This window comes from Streptomyces sp. UC4497 (assembly GCF_054871485.1).
This window is the reverse complement of sequence record NZ_JBTYHB010000037.1, coordinates 61867-82822: the sequence shown is the minus strand read 5'-3', so window position 1 is coordinate 82822 and position 20956 is coordinate 61867. Positions and strand designations below refer to the sequence as shown.

Here is a 20956-nt window from a genome sequence, read left to right as displayed (position 1 = left end):
GGGACCGGGGCGCCCTTGAGGCGGGCGAGGGCCGCCGCGGCGGAACGGGGGTCGCCGTGTCGGCCCTCGTGGGCGATCAGGAGGTTCTCGGCGGCCTCGATGTCGTAGCAACGGTCGACGCGGACGCCGGCGGCGAGCAGGTGCGGGTAGACGGCGTGCGTGTCGCGCCAGACCCAGCGGGTGACCTCCGGTCGGGTGCGGACGGCCTCGGCGAGGTCCGGTTCCCGGACGACGGGTCCTGCGGGCAGCCCGTCCGGGCCCAGCGGGGCGAGGTCCGCTCCGCCGTGCTCGGTGGGGGCGAGAGCCCATCGTTCGGTCACGTAGCCGAGTGTCACATTCAGCACTGACAACGATGGGTGACCATCATCAAGCCCCTGCGGCGATTGAGCAGCGGGGTCCGGGGCAGAGCCCCGAGACCGCAACGCCTTCGCGGCGAGTCAGCTGTCGCCGCCCTCGTCGATCAGACGCCTGACCTCGCGGTCGATCAACCCCAGCCGCGCCTCCGCCACCAAGGGGACCGCCCTGCGCTGGCGGCGGGCCTCGTGGATGTCGATGTCGACCGTCACGAGGCCCGGCTCCCACTGCGGCGCCTGCGCCACCGCCGTGCCGCGCGGGCTGATGACTCGGGAGCCGCCCCAGAAGGACGCCCCGTTCTCGTTGCCGACGCGGTTCACGAAGACGACCCAGCACTGGAGCATCTTCGCCGTGTAGGAGAGGAGGGTGTCCCAGTAGAGGGTGGTGTCCATGGCCTCCGGGTCGAGCGTCGCCGCGCTGTTCGCGGGGACGAACAGGACCTCCGCGCCGTCCTGCACCGCCAGCCACGGAAGCACCGGCTGCCACGCGTCGTTGCAGACCAGCGTCGCGGCCCGGCCGTGGTCGCCGGGCAGGTCGTACGCGCGGGAGTGCTGGCCGGGGCTGACGTGCTTGCGCTCCTCCCAGGCCAGGTAGTTCGGGAGGTACAGCTTGCGGTGGGCGTGCAGCAGGGCGCCGCCCGAGTAGTACGCGGAGGTGTTGTACGCGCGCAGGCTGGTGTGTTCGTGCAGGCCCACCATGACGTCGGGGCCGTCCGGCGTCGTGAGGCCGAGCAGGCGCGGGTCGTTCGTGGCGATCGACGTGTCGGACTTCAGGCCGCCCAGGTGGTAGCCGTGCAGGCTCAGTTCGGGGAAGACGACCAGGTCCGCTCCCTGGTCCCCGGCCTGCGCGATCTGTTCGCGGGCCGTGTCCAGGTTGGCGTCCACATCGCCGAGTTCGCAGTCGGTCTGCGCCAGTGCCACTCTCATGCCCCCGAGCCTGTCATGTCACGGTGACCCCCGGCATCTCGGCCGTCCCGGCAAGGCCGCAACCATGGGGACGGGCAAGATCGTCGTCGTACAGGTACAGGTCGAACAGACCGTCGTCGCGCTGAAGGGACCAACTCCTGCCGTGTCCACCACTCGCCGCGCTCTACTGACCACCGCGACCGCCCTCGGCGTCACCGCGCTCACCGGTACCACCGTCGCCCACGCGGCGACCGGCACCGCCCACCCCGCCGGCGGCCGCTTCACCGCCCTGGAGCGCCGGCACGGCGCCCGCCTCGGCGTGTTCGCGCACGACGTCCGCACCGGGCGCACCGTCCGGCACCGCGCCGACGAACGCTTCCCGATGTGCTCCACGTTCAAGACGCTCGCCGTCGCCGCCGTGCTGCGCGACCTCGACAAGAACGGCGAGTTCCTGGCCCGCCGCATCCACTACACGCAGGCCGACATCGACCGCGCGGGCGGCGCCCCGGAAACCGGCAAGGCGGAGAACCTCGCGAACGGGATGACCGTCGACGAGCTGTGCGGCGCCGCGATCTCGTACAGCGACAACACCGCGGCCAACCTCCTCATGGAGCACCTCGGCGGCCCCACCGCCGTCACCCGCTTCTGCCGCTCGGTCGGCGACCGCACGACCCGCCTCGACCGCTGGGAGCCCGAGCTGAACTCGGCCGAACCGGGCCGCGTCACCGACACCACCACGCCCCGCGCGATCGGCACGACGTACGCCCGCCTCGTCCTCGGCCGCGCCCTCGCCCCCGCCGACCGCGACCGGCTGACGAAGTGGCTGCTCGCCAACACCACCAGCGCCGAACGTTTCCGCAAGGCCCTGCCCGCGGACTGGGTGCTCGGCGACAAGACCGGCACCGGCTCGTACGGCACCGCCAACGACGTCGGCATCGCCTGGACGCCGGACGGGGCGCCGGTGATCCTCTCCGTTCTGTCGACCAAGCCGGACAAGGACGCCGAGGGCGACAGTCCGCTCGTGGCGCGGGCCGCCGAGCTGATCGTGGAGTCGCTCGGCTCCTGACCTGTTCCGCGGGGCTGAGATCATGGGCGTATGAGCGGTACGAGCATTGACAGCACGGTCGAGCGGGCCTTCGCCGCCGCCCTCCACGACGGCGGCGATCTCGACACCGGCGCGTCCCTGCTCGCCGCCGACCCCTCCTCCGACACGGAACTCGCCCTGCGGGGGCGGGAGTTCGTGCGGCGGGCGTGGGAGCGCGGCTGGCAGCCGGCCGACGTGCTGCGGATGGTCGTACGGGCGGAGGGTCTTGACGCGGCCCACGAACGGCTCGCGGCCCGCCTGATCCGCACCGAGACCGAGCGGTACGAGCACCTGCCGCCGCGCTGGGCCGCCCAGCTCGCCGAGCTGCCGGCCGAGGAGCCCGCGCGCACGGACCGGTTCACGGGCGCCACCACCGCCCTGGAGCTGTACCGGCTGCTTGCGCGGCTGCCCGCCATCGAGCCGGTCGGCCCGGTGCCGGGGGAGTCGATCACCGTCCCCGTGGCGGGCGAGCCGCGTGCCCTGGCGAAGATCCGTGCGCTGCTCGCCAAGGCGGAGCGGACCGGGTACCCGCCGGAGGCGGAGGCGCTGTCGGCGAAGGCGCAGGAGCTGATGGCCCGGCACTCGGTCGACGAGGCGCTGCTCGCCTCCCGTACGCACGCGAAGGACGCGCCCAGCGCCTGCCGGATCGGTGTCGACGCCCCCTACGAGACGGCGAAGGCGGTCCTCCTCGACGCGGTGGCGGGCGCCAATCGCTGTCGCGCGGTGTGGAACTCCGCGTTCGGGTTCTCGACCGTGGTCGGCTTCGAGCCTGATCTGGAGGTCGTCGAGGTCCTCCATACGTCGCTGCTCGTGCAGGCCACCGCCGCGATGACGCGCGCGGAGGCCGAGCAGCGGGCGGGCGGCAGGAAGCGTACGAAGACCTTCCGGCAGTCGTTCCTCGCCGCGTACGCGCACCGGATCGGGGACCGGCTCGCCGCCGTCGCCGAGCGGGTGACGGGTGAGGCGGGCGAGGCGGGTGAGGTGCTGCCGGTGCTCGCCGCGCGGGACGTCGCGGTCACGGGGCGGGCCGAGGAGATGTTCCCCGAGACCGTGACGACGCGGATGAGGGGCGTCACCGACGGGGCGGGCTGGGAGGAGGGCGTCGCCGCGGCGCAGCGGGCCCGCCTCGAAGGGTGAGCCGTCAGGCTGCCGCGCGCTCGACGCGGTCGAGCAGTCGGTGGTGCCGGACGGCGTGCGCGAAGTCGGGGACGACGGACGTGCCGTCGGCCAGGTCGCGGTGGAGCTGGGCGTAGGCGGCGCCGACGTTGTACGCCTCCGTGCCGCGCAGTTCCGCGAGCTCGGGCTCGAAGTAGCGCTCGGGGACGGCGATTTCGGTGCGCTCGGTGGCGGAGCCGCGTGCCCCGGTGAGGGTGTAGTCGCCCATCTGGAGGTGGCCGTGGTCGCCGGTCACGACCAGGTCGCCCTCGGTGCCGTTGATCTCCCAGAGGAAGTCGGTGCCGCGCGACGTGCCGCCCCGGTAGTGCACGGAGGCCACCGCGCCGGAGGCGAGCACCCCGCCGAACACCACCTGGTCGGGGACGTCGGACCGGAGGATCTCGCCGGTACGCGGGTCCTTGAGCTCCCGGCGGCGGGTGGCGGTGACGGCGCCGATCCGCGCGGCCTCGTCGAAGTCGCCCAGCACCGAGATCAGTCCGTCCAGCGTGTGGCCGAACGGGATGGTCAGCATGTTCGCCCCGGTGGACCGGTCCAGGAGATACGCGCTGCCCTCCGGCACCTCCGCTCCCCAGCCGCGCCCGGACGCCACCAGGCTGGTGGACAGCACCTCGCCCACGTAGCCGTCCGCGATCAGGTCGCGCAGGTGGCGTACGAGCGGGGCGGAGCGTGCCTGGAGGCCGGTGAAGGTGCGCAGTCCGCGCTCCGCGGCGAGGGCTGCGAGCTCCTCGGCCTCGGCGAGATCGACGCCCAGCGGCCACTCGGAGAACACCGCCTTCCCCGCGGCGAGGGCGGACTCGATGATCTCCCGGTGGTCCGGCACCTTGACGGTGACCACGACGAGGTCGACCTCGTCGGACGCGGCCAGCTCGGCGGCGGTGCCGAAGGAGTGGGCGATGCCGTACTTCTCGGCGGCCGCCCTCGCGGATTCGGCGCTGCTCGCGGAGAGCGCGCGCACATCGAAACCCTTGAGTCGGCGCAGCGCGGGCAGGTGGGCCCTGGCGGCCCAGCCTCGCTTGGCGGAGAGACCGACGATGCCCACGCGGACCGGGGGCTGCTGGGAGGAGGGCATGACGGAGCTCCTTCGTGAGGCACTAGAGTGTTCGACGAGTAACGAACGCTCGGAGTGTACGCAGATCATCGAACACTCGACAAGGGTGGACACCGGAAACGCAAGGGCGTGGGTGGGCACCGGGAACCGGGAGGACGACATGGTGGCCACGCGGCCAGCGGCAGACGGAACGGCGAGCCATCGGGCGGCGCCGGTGCATGTCGAACCGGCGGACGTCTCCCTGGAGGCCGCGCTCGTCGCGCTCGCCGACCCGGTGCGCCGCATGCTCGTGCGCGGGCTGGCCGGGGCCGCCGACTGGGAGCACACCTGCGGCACCTTCGACGTGCCGGTCACCAAGGCGACGCTGAGCCGGCACTTCTCCGTGCTCCGTGAGGCGGGCCTGCTCGAGCAGCGGGACGCCGGGCCCCGGCGCCTCAACCGGCTGCGCCGCGCCGAGTTCGACACCCGTTTTCCCGGCCTCCTGGACCTGGTGCTCCGCGAAGGGGACTAGGGGGCGGGTGGGCCTCGCCGTCCGGAACGGCTGATGCCCGTATTCTGGCGAAATGAGCTGGTTCCGGGCGTTGAAGGTGACCACGCGCTCGGGCCTGACCGTGGAGCGCAAGCGCCTCGAACCGCTGATCGCTCTGCGCGGTGCCGCGGGGCTCGCGATCGTGCTCGCGGTGAGCCTTACGTTGTTCGGTCCCGCGGTGGCGGCCGGTTCGGCCTTCGGTGCGTTCCAGGCGGCGATCGCCACGTTCCAGCGGAGCTGGCGGCCGCGTCCCGAGCTGGCGCTCGCCTCCGGCGCGAGCCTCGGCATCTCGACGTTCCTCGGCTATCTCACCGGCTCCCACCTCGTCTTCTTCCTGCCGCTGCTCGCGTTGTGGACGTATCTCGCCGGTCTCGCCTGGGCGGCGGGGCCGACCATCGGCATCATGGCCTCGTCGAACGTCGCGATGATGCTCGTGACCATCACCCTGCCGACGACGATCGCCGAGGCGGCGGGACACGCGGCGATGATGGCCTTCGGCGGCCTGGTCCAGGCGGCGCTGGTGATCCTCTTTCCCGTACGCAGATGGGGGGCGCACCGCGACGCGCTCGCCGACGCGCTCGCGGCTGAGGCCGATTACGCGCGGCGGTTGCGGCACGATCCCGTCGCCGCGTTCGATCCGGAGCCGCTGATGCTGGCGCGGAGCGCGGCCGCGCTCACGCCTCGGCAGGCCCGGACGCGGCCCGCGCAGCTGCACGGTGCGCGGGGGCTCGCGGAGCGGATCCGGCCGGTGCTGGCCTCCTTGGCGGATCCGGCGGTCGGGGTGCCGGAGGAGGGGGTGGAGCGGGACCGTGTGCGTGAGCTGCTTGCCGCGGCGGGGGCGATTCTTGACGCCGCGGCGAGGGCCATCCGGCACGGGTCGCCGGTGAAGATCCCGCCGGGGGCGATCGCGACGTTCCGGTCCCCGGATACCGGGGCGATCCTGTCGGGGCCGTCGCAGCGGGCCGCGAGTCGCCTCGGGTCCCTCCTGAAGGACGTCCTGGAAACGGCAGGCGGCGTCCGCCCGTCCGGCGCCGACGACCCCGCACCCACGCCACGGGGCTCCGCCCCGGACCCCGCTGCTCAATCGCCGCAGGGGCTTGAAAATGCCCATCCGCCGCAGGGGCGTGAGGGTGCCGCTCCGCCGCCGGGGGCTGATGATGCCGCTGCCCCCGCCTTGGGCAATCTGCCGCCTGGGGCGGCAGGGTGGGCAAGGCGGCCCACGGTGCCGCGCGCCGATGACGAGGGCGCCGACCCTGGCACGGCGTCCGCTCCCACGCCTCGGGGCTCTGCCCCCGACCCCGCTGCTCAATCGCCGCAGGGGCTTGAAAGTGCCCATCCGCCGCAGGGTGCCGAGAATGCTCAGCCCCCGCAAGGGCCTGGGAACGCCCAGCCTCCGCAGGGGCCTGGAAACGCCCAGCCCCCGCAGGGGCTAGAAAGCGCTCGGCCGCCGCAGGGTGCCGAGAATGCTCAGCCCCCGCAAGGGCCTGGGAATGCCCCTCCGCCGCAGGGACTTGAAAGCGCTCGGCCGCCGCAGAGGCCGGACGCGCCCGCACGGCCCCTGCGACGCCCCAGCATCTTCCAACTGCTCCCCGTCGCCGCGCGAGCGATCCGGCGGGAGGTGCGGCCCGGGTCGCCGATCTTGCGGCATGCGAACCGCGTGGCCGCGGTCGCCGTCGCCGGGTATCTCATCGGCGACGTCCTGCCGTACGGCCACGGCTACTGGGCGCCGATGTCCGCCGTGATGGTGATGCGCCCCGACTTCTCGCAGACGTACTCACGCGCGGTGGCCCGGTTCGGCGGCACGCTCGTCGGCGTCACCGTGGCGACCGCGATCCTGCAACTGGCGCACCCCGGCACGTATCTCTCCGCCGTGCTCGCCGTGGTGTGCGCGGGGCTCATGTACCTGCTGATGCGCACGGGGCAGCTCGCCGCCCAGGGCTGCGTCGCCATGTACGTCGTGTTCCTGCTCGGCATGGGCGGGCAGGAGTGGAGCCAGACCGTCCCGGAGCGTGTCGTCCTCACGCTCGTCGGCGGCGTCCTCGCCATGCTGTCGTACGCCCTGTACCCGGCCTGGGAGACCCCGCGCCTGCGCACCCGGCTCGCCGACTGGCTGGCCGCGCTCGGCGAGTACGCCGCCGCCGTCGTCGCCCACTACGCGAGCCCGGCGGGCAAGATCTGCCCGGACGTGCGCGAGGCCCTGCTGAAGGCCCGTGACGCGCACATCGCCTGGGAACAGGCCGCGGCCCGCGCCAAGACCGAACCCGTACGCCACCGCGGCCTTTCCAACGCCGCCGCCGACGAGGCCGCGCACGCCCTGCACCACATCGGCCGCGTCGTGATGCTGATGGAGGCGCACCTGCCGGAGCGCGGCGCGACCCCCGTGCCCGCCGCGGACGCGCTCGCCGACGCGCTGCGCACCGCGACCCGCGACGGCGCCCAGGCCATCCGCGAGCGCCGGATCCCGCGCTGGACGCCGGTCCGCGAGGCCCTCGACGCCTGGGACGGCGAGGGCGTCCCCGACCGGGTGGTGCGCCGCGGGGCGGGGCTGTTCCTCGAGACGCTGGAGGAGCTCTCCGACGCGCTCGACACCGACGTACCGCCGATGACCCGGGAGTCGACCGACCAGAGGTGACTCAGAACTGACTCTGAACCGACTCAGAGGTGACTCAGTTCGTTGGGAGGCCGCTGGGCAGGGAGGTCGGCAACTCGCCGTCCTTCGACTTCTTGAACGTGTCGCTCTGACCCGCGTCCCACGAGACCCGCATCGTGCTGCCGTCGTTGGACTCGACCGTGCCCTTCGTACGGTCGGTGTTCCCGTCCGCGCACCTGAGCGTGAGCGTCGGCTTGCCGGAGCCCGCCAGGGTCCCGGTGCACAGGTGCCCGTCGGAGGTGGTCAGCGCGGCCTGCTTCGCGCCGACGACCAGGACGACGGGCTTGCCGCCGGTGGACGCCTTCCAGATGCCCTCGGCGTCCTTCACGGAACTGCTCCCGGACCCGGCCGACGGACTCCCGGACGACGGGCCGTCGGACGGTGAACTCCCGCCCGACGAGGCGCTCTTACTCGGGTCGTCCGAGCCCGCGGCCTTCCCGCCGCCACCGTCGTCGTCACCGCCGCCGCTGCACCCGCCGAGTGCGAGCACCGCCACCACGGCGGCAGCGCCCACCCCGAACCGCACGGTCCTGCTGCGCACAACGTCTCCCAACCTCAGTAGGTCCTCAGAACGGGAACTGCGAGCGTCCCCGCTGCACCGAAATCCACTTCTGCGTGGTGAACGCCTCCAGCGTCGCCTCGCCGTTCAGCCGCCCGATCCCGGACTGCTTCTGCCCGCCGAAGGCGACGAGCGGCTCGTCGTGCACGGTCCCGTCGTTCACATGGAACATGCCGGTGTCGATCCGCTGCGCGAAGTCCACCCCGCGCTCCACGTCGCTCGTGTGCACGGCGCCGCTCAGCCCGTACGGGGTGTCGTTCACGATCCGCACCGCCTCCTCGTCCCCGTCGAACGGGATGAGCAGTGCGACAGGACCGAAGATCTCCTGCCGCAGGACGGGGGAGTCGGCGGGCAGCCCGGTGAGCACGACCGGTTCGACCATGTTCCCGTCCACACCCCCGCGTACGAGAGCGCTGGCGCCTTCGGCGACCGCGGTGGCGACGACGCTCGAAATCGCCTCCGCCTGCGTGGAGTTGATGACCGGGCCGATGACGGTCTCGGGGTCGCGCGGGTCGCCCGCCTTGAGGGAGGAGACCTTCGCCACGAACTTCTCCGTGAACTCCTTCTCCACCTTGCGGTCCACGAGGATCCGGTTCGCCGCCATGCAGACCTGGCCCTGGTGGACGTACCGGCTGAAGACCGCGGCGTCCACCGCGTAGTCGATGTCGGCGTCGTCGAGCACGGTCAGCGCGCTGTTGCCGCCGAGTTCGAGGATCGACTGCTTGAACTGCGCGGCGCAGACCGTCGCGACATGCCTGCCGACCTGGTCGGAGCCGGTGAAGGAGATGACCTTGGGCACCGGGTGGGTCAGGAACGCGTCGCCGATCTCGGCGATGTCGGTGATGACGACGTTGAGCAGACCGGCCGGCAGGCCCGCGTCCTCGAAGAGCTTCGCGATCAGCGAACCGCCGGTGACCGGGGTGTTCTGATGCGGCTTGAGGACCACGCCGTTGCCGAGCGCGAGCGCGGGCGCGACGGACTTCAGCGACAGCAGGAACGGGAAGTTGAACGGCGAGATGACCCCGACGACCCCGACCGGCACCCGGTAGAGCCGGTTCTCCTTGCCGTCCACGGGCGAGGGGATCACGCTGCACTGCGGGCGCAGCGCCAGCTGGACCGACTCGCGCAGGAACTCCTTGGCGAGGTGCAGCTCGAAGCCGGCCTTGACCCGCGTACCACCGAGCTCGTCGATGATCGCCTCGGTGATCGCCTCCTCGCGGTCCTCCAGGAGGCGCAGGGCGCGCTCGAAGACGGCGCGGCGCGCGTACGCGTTGGTGTCCGCCCAGTCCTTCTGGACCCGCTCGGCCGCGCGGTACGCCTCGTCGACCTCTTCGGCGGAGGCGACGGTGATGGAGGCGAGCTTGTCCCCGTTGTAGGGATTGAAGTCGATGATGTCCCACGCCCCGCGTCCGGGACGCCACGAGCCGTCGATGTACTGCCGGTCCAGTTCCGTGAAGTAGGACATGTAATCCCTTGCTGCAGCTCCGGGCACCACTGATGTGACGTCATCGTACGGCCCGGTAACCGCAGTTAAGGAAGGGAATTCATCAACTCACAGGCCACTCACGCCAATTCGGACAGCGCGTCACGCAGCAGTCGCACACTGTCCTCGGGCGAGGGGCACTGGTCCGAGAGTTCCGTCATCGCTTTCCCGTACTGCGCCACGTCCTCGCGCTTGTCCAAATACAGCGCGCTGGTGAGCTGTTCGAGGAAGACGACGTCCGAGAGATCGGATTCCGGGAACGTGAGAATGGTGAACGTGCCGGACTCGCCGGGGTGCCAGCCGTGGCTGAACGGCATGATCTGAAGCGTCAGATGGGGGAGCGAGGCCAGCTCGATCAGGTGCTCCAGCTGTCCGCGCATCACCTTGCGGCCGCCCTGTACGCGCCGCACCGTGGCCTCGTCGAGCACGATGTGCACCTCCGGCGCCCGCTCGTCGACCAGCAGCTTCTGCCGCTCGATGCGCAGGGCGACCCGCCGCTCGATGTCCTCGCGCGCGGCGCCCTTCATGCCCTGCTCGACGACCGCGTGTGCGTAGTCCTCGGTCTGCAGCAGACCGTGCACGAACTGGGCCTCGTAGCCACGGATCTGGGTCGCGGCGCCTTCGAGCCCGAGGTACGTCGGGAACCAGCCGGGCAGCACGTCGCTGTAACTGTGCCACCAGCCCGCGACGTTGGCCTCTTTCGCGAGCGAGAGCAGCGCAGAGCGCTCCGCCTCGTCATCGACTCCGTACAGCGTCAGCAGGTCGGCGACATCGCGCGTCTTGAAGCTCACCCGTCCCAACTCCATGCGGCTGATCTTCGATTCGGAGGCACGAATCGAGTAGCCGGCGGCCTCGCGGGTGATCCCGTGCGATTCCCGCAGGCGCCTCAGCTGTGAGCCCAGCAGGATGCGTCGCACCACCGAGCCTCCACCAGAGTTCAGCGCCTGGGGCGACCCCCATGCCTCCCCAGCGGTCACGTCTCTTCATCCTCCCCATTGGTCCACGGCCGAAGTCTGCCATTAAAACGCTCCCGTCTGTACTCGTTCGGTTACAGAAACGGAAAGATCACGAACTACCTGCGCAAGAAGTCGTAGGAAGAAATCCGCGAGAAGCGGTACGGGGGCCCTCAAGTCGGGCGCGTGCACGTGCATCTGCCCTTGCATCCGCTGTACGCATTCGGAACGATGGCGCCACCACCACCGCTCGCTGCGTACTGCGAAAATGGGGAGTACCTCGCATGGGGACGAACGGATCGACCATGCTTGAGCCTTTAGATGCATGGAGGCAGAGCCTGCCTCCGGTCGACCCCTCGGCCGTCTCCAGTACCGCGTCCTGCGCTCTGCCCGCCCGCTATGAAGCGGTGCGCTGCGCACGGGAGTTCAGCCGCAGAACGCTCGCCGACTGGGAGGCGTTGGAGCGCTTCGACGATATTTGTCTCGTCGTCTCCGAACTGGTCACCAATGCCCTGCGGCACGGCCTTCCCGCGGACACCCCGCGCAGCCACGATCCGCCCGTGCGGCTCCACTTGATGCATTGGTCTTCGCGCGTAGTGTGCGCGGTGCGTGATCCCAGTGACGAGAGTCCGGCCGCCCAAGAGGTGGACATCGACGCCGACTTCTCGGCGGAGTCGGGGCGCGGACTGTTCCTCGTCGACTCCTTCGCCGACAGCTGGGGCTGGCACCCCTTGGCCGGAACGCTGAGCGGAAAGGTCGTCTGGGCGCTCTTCAGGCTGTGAGAAAGGTCATTGACGCTCCGTCAGGCCCCGGCCGTCAGATGGTCGAATTCCCCGTCCTTCACGCCGAGGAGCATCGCCTCTATCTCCGCGGGCGTATAGACGAGCGCGGGCCCCTCCGGAAAGTTCGAGTTGCGCACGGCGATCCTTCCGCCGGGCAACTTCGCGAACTCCACGCAGGATCCCTGCGAGTTGCTGTGCCTGCTCTTCTGCCAGACCACTCCGTGCAACTCCGTGGCCGCCATGCCGTTGTACACGTGGTGCACGGTTCGCTCCCCGGTGGTGCTGTCAGTGCTGTAACAGTGAATGATTCTGCGGACAATGAGAAAGCCGGGACAGCGGTGATCAACTGCCCCAACTTCCCAGGATCATAGCTGCGTTCATATGCCCCTGCATGGGCAGATGCACGTGCACGCGGGGTGTTCTCGCAGTTACAGCTCGGAAAGCGCCTGCCCCGGCCCCCGCATTACATGCGAACGCCAACCACCGTCCATGATCTTTCGAGCCACCGGCAGGACCGGGTCGGCCGGATCGAATCCTTCATGAAGCAAGAAAAGGCGCCTCCCACGGCCTTCGGCGTACAGCACCCAAGGGGTCGTCCAGTCCGCGGGATTGGCCGAATCCCGATCCGCCCACCGCGGAGATCACTCAGCTTCTTCCGCCGGAACCGCCCGTAGGGATGCAGCCGGCCTCGCCGGAGAGGGTGGGTCGGGTCGCGTCGAAGCGGTTCGCCATGGCCCGGCCGGGTGGTGCGCGCGCCCCGGCGCTTGACCGGCGGCGGGCCACTGTGCCCCGGCGTCTACGCTGGAGCGCATGTCAGCGATCCGTCTGCTGGTTCTCGGGGCCGTACGCCAGCACGGCCGCGCGCACGGCTATCAAGTACGCAACGACCTGGAGTACTGGGGCGCCCACGAGTGGTCGAACGCCAAGCCGGGCTCGATCTACCACGCGCTCAAGCAGATGGCGAAGCAAGGGCTGCTGCGCGCCCATGAGGTCGCGCCCTCCACGGTCGGCGGCCCGCCGCGCACCGAGTACGAGCTCACGGATCAGGGGCAGGAGGAGTACCTCGCCCTGGTCCGCGCGTCCCTGACCTCGTACGACCAGCGGCCCGACATCCTCACGGCGGCGCTCGGCTGCATGGTGGACCTGCCGCGCGACGAGGTCGTGGGTCTGCTCAAGGAGCGGGTGCGCGGCATGGAGGAGTGGCGGCGCTCCGTCACGGAGTACTACACGCCCGAGGACGGCCCCGAGCAGCTGGGGCACATCGGCGAGATCATGAACCACTGGGTCTTCTCCGCCGACACCGGCGCGCAGTGGACCAAGGGCCTGATCGACCGCATCGAGGGCGGCGCCTACACCTTCGCGGGCGAGGGTGAACCCTTTGTCGGCGTGCTCGCGGAGGGGCAGGAGAACCCGTTCGCGGCGGGGGAACGACCCGCGGAGCGCGACGGCTAATCAAGTTTGACGAATGGGTCCGCCTCGGTTACCTTCGTCCATCTAGTCAAATTTGAATACGTGCGTGTGGCAACGAACGGAGGGAGCCGGATGACGGACGCGATCGTCGCCGAGGGAGTGCGGAAGCGGTACGGGGAGAAGGCGGCACTCGACGGCCTCGACCTGGTGGTGGGCCGGGGCACCGTGCACGGCGTGCTCGGGCCGAACGGGGCGGGCAAGACCACCGCCGTACGCGTCATGACGACGCTGCTGAGGGCCGACGAGGGCCGCGTCGAGGTGGCGGGCCACGATGTGCGGCGCACCCCGGACGCGGTCCGCCACCGCATCGGCCTGCTCGGCCAGCACGCGGCCCTCGACGAGGAGCTGAGCGGCCGGCAGAACCTGGAGATGTTCGGCCGGCTCCACCACCTGGGCGCCCGGCGCGCGGGCGTGCGGGCCGACGAACTCCTGGCCCGCTTCGGCCTCGGGGACACCGGCCGCAAGGCGGTCAAGGCGTACAGCGGCGGCATGCGGCGCCGCCTCGACCTCGCCGCGTCGCTCATCACGGAGCCGGAGGTCCTCTTCCTCGACGAGCCGACGACCGGCCTCGACCCGCGCGGCCGCGCCGAGGTCTGGGACGCGGTGCGCTCACTGGTCGGCGGCGGCACCACGGTGCTGCTGACCACGCAGTACCTGGAGGAGGCGGACCAGCTGGCCGACCGGGTCTCGGTGGTCGACCGGGGCCGGGTCGTGGCGGACGGCAGCCCGGACGAGCTGAAGGCGAAGCTGGGCGGCGACCGGATCGACGTCGTGGTCCGGGGCGCGGCGCAGCTGCCGCTCGTCGCCTCGATGCTGCCCCCGGGCGCCACGGTCGACGCCGACCGCCGCCTGGTGAGCGCCCCGGTGACCGACCGGATGGCCGCGCTCACCGACGTCGTACGAGCCCTTCAGGAGGCCGGTGTCGAGGCGGAGGACGTGGCGCTGCGCCGCCCCACGCTCGACGAGGTGTTCCTGCATCTGACGGAGGTCCCCGCATGAGTACACCCGCGGCCTTGGCGGTCACCGACTCCTGGACGATGACCCGGCGCGAACTCGCCCACTGGGCACGGCAGCCGGTCCAGATCGTGGTCGGCCTGGTCTTCCCCGTGATGCTGCTCGTGATGTTCGGCTACCTGATCGGGGGCGGCAAGGGCGTCGAGGGCGGCTCCGACGGCTATGTGGCCTTCCTCGTCCCCGGCATGCTCGCGCTGACCATGGCGTTCGGCCTGGAGTCGACGATGGTGGCGGTCACCCAGGACCTCAACAAGGGGGTGATCGACCGGTTCCGTTCCATGCCGATGACCAACGGGGCGGTCCTCGTGGGCCGTTCGGTGGCGGACATGCTGCAGTCGACGGCGTCGATCGTGGTCATGGCCGGCGTCGGCCTCGCCATCGGCTGGCGTGTGCACGGCTCGTTCGGCGCGGTGCTCGGGGCCTTCGGCCTGCTGCTCCTGCTGCGCTTCGCGATGCTGTGGATGGGGATCTACCTGGCCATGGTGGCGGGGAAGCCGGAGATGGTGCAGGCCGTGCAGATCCTGGTGTGGCCGGTCGGGTTCCTCTCCAACGCCTTTGCGGTGCCGTCCACCATGCCGGACTGGCTGGGCACGGTGGTGGAGTGGAACCCGATGTCGGCCACGGCCTCCTCGGTCCGCCACCTCTTCGGCAACCCAGGCGGCGCCGACGAGGTGCTGCTCGCGGTGGCGTGGCCGGTGGGGCTCGTGGCGGTCTTCTTCCCTCTGGCGGTACGGAGGTTCGCGCGGCTGAGCCACTGAGCTCAGTGGTGGAACCCGGTGGCCGCACCCTTGTCCGGAACGGTGGGGTGCGGCTGCTTGCGCAGCTCCGGCAGGAGCTGGCCGAGGTCCTCCAGCAGGAGTTCCGCCAGGTCGGACGAGAACCCGTTGCGGCACACCACCCGCAGCACCGCCAGATCCTCCCGGTGCGCCGGGAAGGTGTACGCCGGCACCAGCCACCCCCGCTCCCGAAGGCGGCGCGACACGTCGAACACGTCGTACGCCTTCACCTCCGGCGTCGTGGTGAACGCGAACACCGGCAACTCGTCGCCCCGCGTGAGGAGTCGGAAGTCGCCGAGCGCCTCGATCCGGTCGGCGAGCCCGCGCGCCACCTGCCGCGTCGCCTGCTGGACGGCCCGGAAGCCCTCCCTGCCGAGGCGTAGGAACGTGTAGTACTGCGCGACCACTTGGGCTCCCGGCCGCGAGAAGTTGAGCGCGAAGGTCGGCATGTCGCCGCCCAAGTAGTTGACCCGGAAGACGAGTTCCTCCGGAAGCGCCTCCGCGTCGCGCCACAGCGCCCACCCGACTCCCGGGTAGACGAGCCCGTACTTGTGCCCCGACGTGTTGATCGACGCCACCCGCGGCAGCCGGAAGTCCCACACCAGATCCGGGTCGAGGAACGGCGCGACCATCGCGCCCGACGCCCCGTCCACGTGCACGGGGATGTCGAGACCCGTCTTCGCCTGCAACTCGTCGAGCGCGGCGCACAGTTCGGCGATCGGCTCGTACGAGCCGTCGAAGGTGGAGCCGAGGATGCCGACGACGCCGATCGTGTTCTCGTCGCACAGCTCCGCCGCCGCGGCCGGATCGAGATGGAACCGGTCGCCCTCCATGGGCACCTGCCGCGCCTCCACCTCCCAGAAATTGCAGAACTTCTCCCAGCACACCTGCACGTTCACGCCCATGACGAGATTGGGGCGGGCCTCGCGCGAGGGGTAGCGGTCGGCGTTCCTGTGCGCCCAGCGCCGCTTGAGCGCCATCCCGGCCAGCATGCACGCCTCGCTCGACCCGGTGGTCGAGCACCCCACGGTGGCGGAGGGGTCGGGCGCGTTCCACAGGTCGGCGAGCATGGCGACGCAGCGCCGCTCCAGCTCCGCCGTCCGCGGGTACTCGTCCTTGTCGATCATGTTCTTGTCCCGGCACTCGTCCATGAGGACGCCCGCCTGGGGCTCCATCCACGTGGTGACGAAGGTGGCGAGGTTGAGCCGCGCGTTCCCGTCCAGCATCAGCTCGTCACGGACGAGTTGGTACGCGGTCATGGGCGCGAGCGGGCCGTTCGGCATCCGGTGCTTGGGCGGGGCGTCCGTCATCCCGGCCGTCGGATTCGCCTCCCCGTAGAAGGGGTTGACGGCGACGGGGCGCTCGTCGGGTTTGCCGTAGCGGTCGGCCGGGCTCTGATGCAGAGGTGACATGAGGGGCAACTCCTTTGCGAGCAACGGAAGTTGTACGGTTGTCAACGCTTCAGCGGATCGCCGATCCGTCCTCAGACAGTTGCATCTGGGGGCGTCCCGTCACCAGTAGCCAGGCGGGCAAAGATGCGATGCACATGAGGGCGATGATCGCGGGGGACGCGACCAGGACGGCCGCCGTGAAGAGGCTGACCCAGCCCTGCCGGGTGACCGCGAGCAGCACCCCGAGCACCCCGGCCGCGATGCCGACCGACGGATTCACGCCGGGTACGAGCGCGTGGGCGAAAAGACCGAAGGCCGCGCCCACGAAGACGGCGGGGAAGATCCGCCCGCCCCGGAACCCGCACGTGGCGGCGATGAGCAGCGCCGCCAGCTTCACCACGGTCATCAGGGCGAACTCCCCGGCCGACCAGCCGTCCGGCGACGCGGCGATCTCCTTGACCTCCGCGAGCCCCTTGAACAGCGTCAGTTCGCCGCCGAGCGCCCCGAGCAGGCCGAGCACGAGCCCGCCCAGCGGAAGCGTCAGCATCGGGTGGCCGAGGCGGCCGAAGGCGCGGTGCGCGTAGGGGAAGGCGTAGACGGCGGCCATCGCGAACACCGCGGCGGCGCACGCGATGACGATCGAGGCCAGGAGGTCGCGCCAGTCGGGATCGCTCAGGGCCGGCAGGCCCAGGTCGAAGGAGGGCGAGGCGATCAGGCCGGTGGTCATGGAGCCGGCTGCCGCCGCGAGCAGCGGCCCGAACATGTTGTCCCACAGCGAGCCCTTCATCGGCATCGCCTTCCCGGCCAGCGTCTCCGAGACGAGCAGCGCGGCCGCGATCGGCGTACCGAACAGGGCGCCGATGGTCCCCGCCGTCGCGAGGCTCACCCACATCGCCGCCTGCGAGTTCGGCACCAGCTTCTTGCCGAGCCAGAACGCGAGCCCCACGTTCACCGCGATGATCGGGTTCTCCGGGCCCAGGCTCGGCCCGCCGGCCAGCATCAGCGCCGCGGCGAGCGCGAGCCCCGGCAGCACGTACGGCGGCAGCGGGGCCTCGCCGCCGAGGCCCATCGTCGCGGGGTCGGGGCCCGCGTGCCCCGGCACCTTCCAGACCACGAGCCCGACGAGGACGCCCGTGACGGTGAGCATCACGATGATCCACAGCGAGGAGTAGCCGCCGATGCCGAGCGCGTCGGGCAGGTCCTCCCACACCAGGTCGGCCAGCTTCTCCGCGATCCAGTCGAGCGCGAGGAACAGCACGCTGCAGCCGACGCCCACCACCAGCGCGGGCAGGACGAGCGGCAGCAGGGCGCGAGCGGACACGGCGGGCGGGGGCGGCGATTCGATCTCGGTATGCGTGCTCACGGCGCCACCTTAGGCGGACATAAACGGCATAACACCCCGAAAACCCGCCGACGCAATCGACTTGCACCTCACGTCACGTGAGGCCCCAAGCTGAATCACGTACGAGAAAGGAGGTACGGCGGATGAGCCACTCCGTGGGTCAGGTCGCCCGTTTCGCCGGAGTCACGGTGCGCACCCTGCACCACTACGACGAGATCGGCCTGCTCGCCCCGAGCGAGCGCAGCACCGCGGGACACCGCCGGTACGGCGAGGCCGACCTCGACCGGCTCCAGCAGATCCTCTTCTACCGGGAGCTCGGCTTCCCGCTCGACGAGATCCAGGCCCTGCTGGACGACCCGGAATCCGACCCGCGCGAACACCTGCGGCGCCAGCACGACCTGCTGACCGCCCGCATCGAGAAGCTCCAGAAGATGGCAGAGGCCGTCGAACACGCCATGGAGGCACAGAAGATGGGCATCCAGCTCACACCGGAAGAGCGCTTCGAGGTCTTCGGGGACAAGGACCCCGAGGAGTACTCCGAGGAGACCGAGCAGCGCTGGGGCAACACGGCGGCGTACGCCGAGTCGCAGCGGCGGGTCGCGACGTACTCCAAGGAGGACTGGCTGCGCATGAAGGCCGAGAACGACGACTGGCTCGCGCGCTACGCGGCCCTCGTCGCGGCCGGCGAACCGGCGGACGGCGAGCGCGCCATGGACCTGGCCGAGGAGCACCGCGACCAGATCTCGCGCTGGTTCTACGACTGCCCGCACGAGATGCACGCCTGTCTCGGCGCCATGTACGTGGCCGACGAACGGTTCAAGGCGTACTACGACGCCCTCGGTGAGGGCCTCGCCGACCACCTGAGCGCGGCGATCCACGCCAACTCGGTGCGGAACGGCTGAACCACAGGTATGCCACAGTTTCCGCACAGTGCATCCTGAGGGGGCCACTGGAACCTGGCGAGGACGATCGGCGTTGATAACTTTGCACCGCCATTGCCTTGCCCTGCCTTAGCCACCGAAGCCCCTCAGGAGTCCGGACCCGTGATGACGCTTGCTCTAGGACCAAGCTGGCTGGACCCGGACTATCTGCTGAACACGTTCGGCATCTGGGGCCTGCTGCTCATCGTGTTCGCCGAGTCGGGCCTGCTGATCGGCTTCTTCCTGCCGGGCGACTCGCTGCTGTTCACCACGGGTCTGCTGATCACCTCGAAGCAGCTGGACTTCCCGCTGTGGGGTGCCATCGGGCTGATCTGCCTCGCCGCGATCCTGGGCGACCAGGCGGGCTACATGTTCGGCAAGAAGGTCGGACCCTCGCTCTTCAAGCGCGAGGACTCCCGGCTCTTCAAGCAGGAGAACGTCACCAAGGCGCACGAGTTCTTCGAGAAGCACGGGCCCAAGTCCCTGGTCCTGGCCCGCTTCGTGCCCATCGTCCGTACGTTCACGCCGATCATCGCGGGCGTCTCGGGCATGAAGTACCGCTCGTTCCTCACGTTCAACGTGATCGGCGGCGTGCTGTGGGGCGCGGGCGTGACGTTGCTCGGCTCCTGGCTCGGCAACATCGAGTTCGTGCACAAGAACATCGAGGCGATCCTGATCCTGATCGTCCTGGTCTCGGTGGTGCCGATCGCGATCGAGTTCCTGCGGGCCCGCGGCAAGTCGAAGAAGGAGGCCGCCCGGTCCGCACAGGCCGGAGAGGCCGCACCCGCGCCGACGCGCCGCCGGCACGCGAAGCGCTAGACCCGGCCGACGAGGGGCCCTAGAAGCCCCTGGTGCGCTTGGCCGCGCGCCGGCCCGCGGCGCCCGGCCCCTGCAGGAACAGGCGGGAGACCTCGCCACCGAGGTTCACGCCGATCGCGATGGCGAGGGCGAGCGCCGCCGCCTTGGACAGCGACAGCAGGCCGCCGTTCACGTCGCTGTGGGCGATCGCCAGCAGACCGAAGTACGTCGCCGAACCGGGCAGCAGCGGGCCGATCGCGGCCGTGACGTACGGCAGCGCCGACGCGAACTGGTACCGCGAGAAGAGCTGCCCGAACAGGCCGACGAGCCCCGCCGCCGCGGCCGTCGCGGCCACCGGCGAGATCCCGCCCTGGTAGTGCAGGGCCCCGAAGATCAGCCCCGCGACCCCGCCGTTGAGCGTCACGGCGAGCACGGTCGCCCGCTCCTGCTGCAACAGCACGGCGAACGCCAGCGACAGCGACATCGAGGCGACGATCTGCCAGACCGGCCGGTTGCCGGCCTGCAACGCCGCCTCCGGGTTGAGCGAGGCGTTCAGCTGCACGCCTACGTAGAGCATCAACAGGACACCGATGACGATGCCCACGAAGAAGTACATGACTTCCAGGAGGCGGGCGGCCGCCGTGATGTAGAAGCCGGTCAGACCGTCCTGCACACCGGCCACGAGCGCCCGCCCGGGCAGCAGTGCGAACAGTCCACCGGTGATCACCGCGGACGACTGCACGTCCACGTAGCCGTTCGCGAGGGTCAGCAGGATGCCGATCGCGGCGGGCGGCATCGCGGCCACCGTGAACTGGTAGAACTCCGGGAACCCGCGCCCCGCGCAGAGCCACGCGAGCCGGTCGCCGAGCATGGCGCCGATCGCGGCGACCAGGAACACCAGCAGGTCACCGCCGACCAGGATCGAGGCGGACCCGGCGAGCAGCCCGCTCGCCCCGGTGAGCGCCCAGCCCGGGTAGGGGTGCCGGTTACGGCGGATCTCGGCGAGGCGCCGGTAGGCCTCCTCCAGGGAGACCTCGGTCTCCTCGTCGCTGATGTCGTCGACGAGCCGGTACACGGCCGCGAGGCGCGTGTAGTCGGTGCCGCGGCGCCGCACGGTGCGCGAGGCCGTCACCGGGTCGTCCACCAGGGACGGCTGGAAGCTGATCGACAGCAGAGTGAACGTTACTGTCGGCTCGCAGCGGTCGAGCCCGTAGGACCGGCACACGGCGAACATCGCCGCCTCCACGTCCTCGGCGCCCTCACCACCGGCCAGCAGCAGCTCCCCGATACGCAGCGTCAGGTCGAGCACGCGCGGAACGGCCGGGCCGGTCTCGTCGTCGTGCTTCTGCACCAGCTCGGGGGCGGGCCGCTCGGCGACCGGCATCCGCAGCATGGTGCGCATCCGGTCCTGCCAGGGCGCCTCCTTGGTCAGCCTGACCATGGGGATGCCCTGCGGGGGAGTGAACGCGGGCGGCGACTCGCGGGCGCTGTACGTCCGCGGCGGCGTGAACGCCGAGCCCTCCGTGTCCACCGGCTCCGGTGCCTGCACGCTCAGCCCATTGGGCACCGCGAACTCCGAAGTCGTCGAAGAGTCCTCTTCGACCACTGGAGGCGGCGTGATGATCCCGATCGGCTGTGTGAACGCGCTGCGTGCCTCGTCGGACTGCGGCTTGCGATCCTCGGGGGCCTCGGACTCCCGCTCCGTCACCTCTGTCGTTCCTC

The 20956-nt window shown here is 70.7% G+C and carries 18 protein-coding genes and 2 pseudogenes; 10 read left to right on the top strand and 10 right to left on the bottom strand.

Annotated features, from left to right (window positions below; translation table 11 throughout):
- Together ACYSUO_RS34810 and ACYSUO_RS34805 are read right to left on the bottom strand one after the other, a co-directional pair.
- Positions 1 to 320 (bottom strand): annotated as a pseudogene (locus ACYSUO_RS34810) (bifunctional 3'-5' exonuclease/DNA polymerase); the annotation flags it as partial.
- Between the two features lie 117 nt (positions 321 to 437).
- On the bottom strand, positions 438 to 1280 hold the full coding sequence (locus ACYSUO_RS34805) for a nitrilase-related carbon-nitrogen hydrolase (protein WP_461780201.1): 843 nt from the start codon (positions 1278 to 1280) through the stop codon (positions 438 to 440).
- A 64-nt stretch (positions 1281 to 1344) separates the two neighbouring features.
- Between ACYSUO_RS34805 and bla the strand changes: the two genes are divergently transcribed.
- Together bla and ACYSUO_RS34795 are read left to right on the top strand one after the other, a co-directional pair.
- Complete coding sequence (gene bla, locus ACYSUO_RS34800) at positions 1345 to 2325, top strand: class A beta-lactamase (protein WP_461780200.1); 981 nt, start codon at positions 1345 to 1347, stop codon at positions 2323 to 2325.
- A gap of 30 nt (positions 2326 to 2355) precedes the next feature.
- A complete protein-coding gene (locus ACYSUO_RS34795) occupies positions 2356 to 3480 on the top strand; it encodes a DUF2786 domain-containing protein (RefSeq protein WP_461780199.1) in 1125 nt (374 codons plus the stop codon).
- A gap of 4 nt (positions 3481 to 3484) precedes the next feature.
- On the opposite strand, the gene ACYSUO_RS34790 is transcribed toward ACYSUO_RS34795, so the two are convergent.
- Entirely contained in the window at positions 3485 to 4588 is a 1104-nt protein-coding gene (locus ACYSUO_RS34790; protein ID WP_461780198.1) for a Gfo/Idh/MocA family protein, read from the bottom strand.
- 139 nt (positions 4589 to 4727) lie between these two features.
- On the opposite strand from ACYSUO_RS34790, the gene ACYSUO_RS34785 reads away from it, so the two are divergent.
- Both ACYSUO_RS34785 and ACYSUO_RS34780 read left to right on the top strand, forming a co-directional pair.
- On the top strand, positions 4728 to 5078 hold the full coding sequence (locus tag ACYSUO_RS34785; RefSeq protein WP_461780207.1) for an ArsR/SmtB family transcription factor: 351 nt from the start codon (positions 4728 to 4730) through the stop codon (positions 5076 to 5078).
- A 52-nt stretch (positions 5079 to 5130) separates the two neighbouring features.
- On the top strand, positions 5131 to 7728 hold the full coding sequence (locus ACYSUO_RS34780) for an FUSC family protein (protein WP_461780197.1): 2598 nt from the start codon (positions 5131 to 5133) through the stop codon (positions 7726 to 7728).
- Between the two features lie 34 nt (positions 7729 to 7762).
- Here ACYSUO_RS34780 and ACYSUO_RS34775 read toward each other — a convergent pair whose 3' ends face one another.
- The 3 genes from ACYSUO_RS34775 to ACYSUO_RS34765 all read right to left on the bottom strand — a co-directional run bounded on the left by ACYSUO_RS34775 (position 7763) and on the right by ACYSUO_RS34765 (position 10765).
- Positions 7763 to 8287, bottom strand: coding sequence for a hypothetical protein (locus ACYSUO_RS34775; protein ID WP_461780196.1), 525 nt, complete (start codon positions 8285 to 8287; stop codon positions 7763 to 7765).
- Positions 8288 to 8312: 25 nt separating this feature from the next.
- Complete coding sequence (locus ACYSUO_RS34770; protein WP_461780195.1) at positions 8313 to 9770, bottom strand: aldehyde dehydrogenase family protein; 1458 nt, start codon at positions 9768 to 9770, stop codon at positions 8313 to 8315.
- A gap of 98 nt (positions 9771 to 9868) precedes the next feature.
- Entirely contained in the window at positions 9869 to 10765 is an 897-nt protein-coding gene (locus tag ACYSUO_RS34765; RefSeq protein WP_461780194.1) for a helix-turn-helix domain-containing protein, read from the bottom strand.
- Positions 10766 to 11025: 260 nt separating this feature from the next.
- Between ACYSUO_RS34765 and ACYSUO_RS34760 the strand changes: the two genes are divergently transcribed.
- Positions 11026 to 11523 (top strand): ATP-binding protein, encoded by a 498-nt coding sequence (locus ACYSUO_RS34760; RefSeq protein WP_461780193.1) that lies wholly within the window; start codon positions 11026 to 11028, stop codon positions 11521 to 11523.
- A gap of 20 nt (positions 11524 to 11543) precedes the next feature.
- On the opposite strand, the gene ACYSUO_RS34755 is transcribed toward ACYSUO_RS34760, so the two are convergent.
- Positions 11544 to 11786, bottom strand: a complete 243-nt coding sequence (locus tag ACYSUO_RS34755) for a DUF397 domain-containing protein (RefSeq protein ID WP_266711349.1) — start codon at positions 11784 to 11786, stop codon at positions 11544 to 11546.
- A 547-nt stretch (positions 11787 to 12333) separates the two neighbouring features.
- Here ACYSUO_RS34755 and ACYSUO_RS34750 point away from each other — a divergent pair.
- The 3 genes from ACYSUO_RS34750 (at position 12334) to ACYSUO_RS34740 (ending at position 14765) form a co-directional block, all read left to right on the top strand.
- The gene (locus ACYSUO_RS34750) at positions 12334 to 12975 is read left to right on the top strand and encodes a PadR family transcriptional regulator (RefSeq protein WP_461780192.1); all 642 of its coding nucleotides are present in this window, start codon (positions 12334 to 12336) and stop codon (positions 12973 to 12975) included.
- A gap of 90 nt (positions 12976 to 13065) precedes the next feature.
- A complete protein-coding gene (locus ACYSUO_RS34745; RefSeq protein ID WP_461780191.1) occupies positions 13066 to 13992 on the top strand; it encodes an ATP-binding cassette domain-containing protein in 927 nt (308 codons plus the stop codon).
- A complete protein-coding gene (locus tag ACYSUO_RS34740) occupies positions 13989 to 14765 on the top strand; it encodes an ABC transporter permease (RefSeq protein ID WP_461780190.1) in 777 nt (258 codons plus the stop codon). Before ACYSUO_RS34745 ends, ACYSUO_RS34740 begins: the two co-directional genes overlap by 4 nt.
- Before the next feature lie 2 nt (positions 14766 to 14767).
- On the opposite strand, the gene ACYSUO_RS34735 is transcribed toward ACYSUO_RS34740, so the two are convergent.
- Positions 14768 to 16195, bottom strand: a complete 1428-nt coding sequence (locus ACYSUO_RS34735; RefSeq protein WP_461780189.1) for a glutamate decarboxylase — start codon at positions 16193 to 16195, stop codon at positions 14768 to 14770.
- Positions 16196 to 16244: 49 nt separating this feature from the next.
- A complete protein-coding gene (locus ACYSUO_RS34730; protein ID WP_461780188.1) occupies positions 16245 to 17537 on the bottom strand; it encodes an ion channel protein in 1293 nt (430 codons plus the stop codon).
- A gap of 122 nt (positions 17538 to 17659) precedes the next feature.
- On the opposite strand from ACYSUO_RS34730, the gene ACYSUO_RS34725 reads away from it, so the two are divergent.
- Both ACYSUO_RS34725 and ACYSUO_RS34720 read left to right on the top strand, forming a co-directional pair.
- Positions 17660 to 18418 carry a MerR family transcriptional regulator gene (locus ACYSUO_RS34725; protein ID WP_461780187.1) on the top strand — a complete coding sequence of 253 codons (759 nt, stop codon included), beginning with the start codon at positions 17660 to 17662 and terminating at the stop codon, positions 18416 to 18418.
- Between the two features lie 141 nt (positions 18419 to 18559).
- Positions 18560 to 19225, top strand: a pseudogene (locus tag ACYSUO_RS34720) (DedA family protein); the annotation flags it as partial.
- Between the two features lie 49 nt (positions 19226 to 19274).
- On the opposite strand, the gene ACYSUO_RS34715 reads toward ACYSUO_RS34720, so the two are convergent.
- On the bottom strand, positions 19275 to 20942 hold the full coding sequence (locus tag ACYSUO_RS34715) for a threonine/serine exporter family protein (RefSeq protein WP_461780186.1): 1668 nt from the start codon (positions 20940 to 20942) through the stop codon (positions 19275 to 19277).
- Positions 20943 to 20956: the final 14 nt, after the last annotated feature.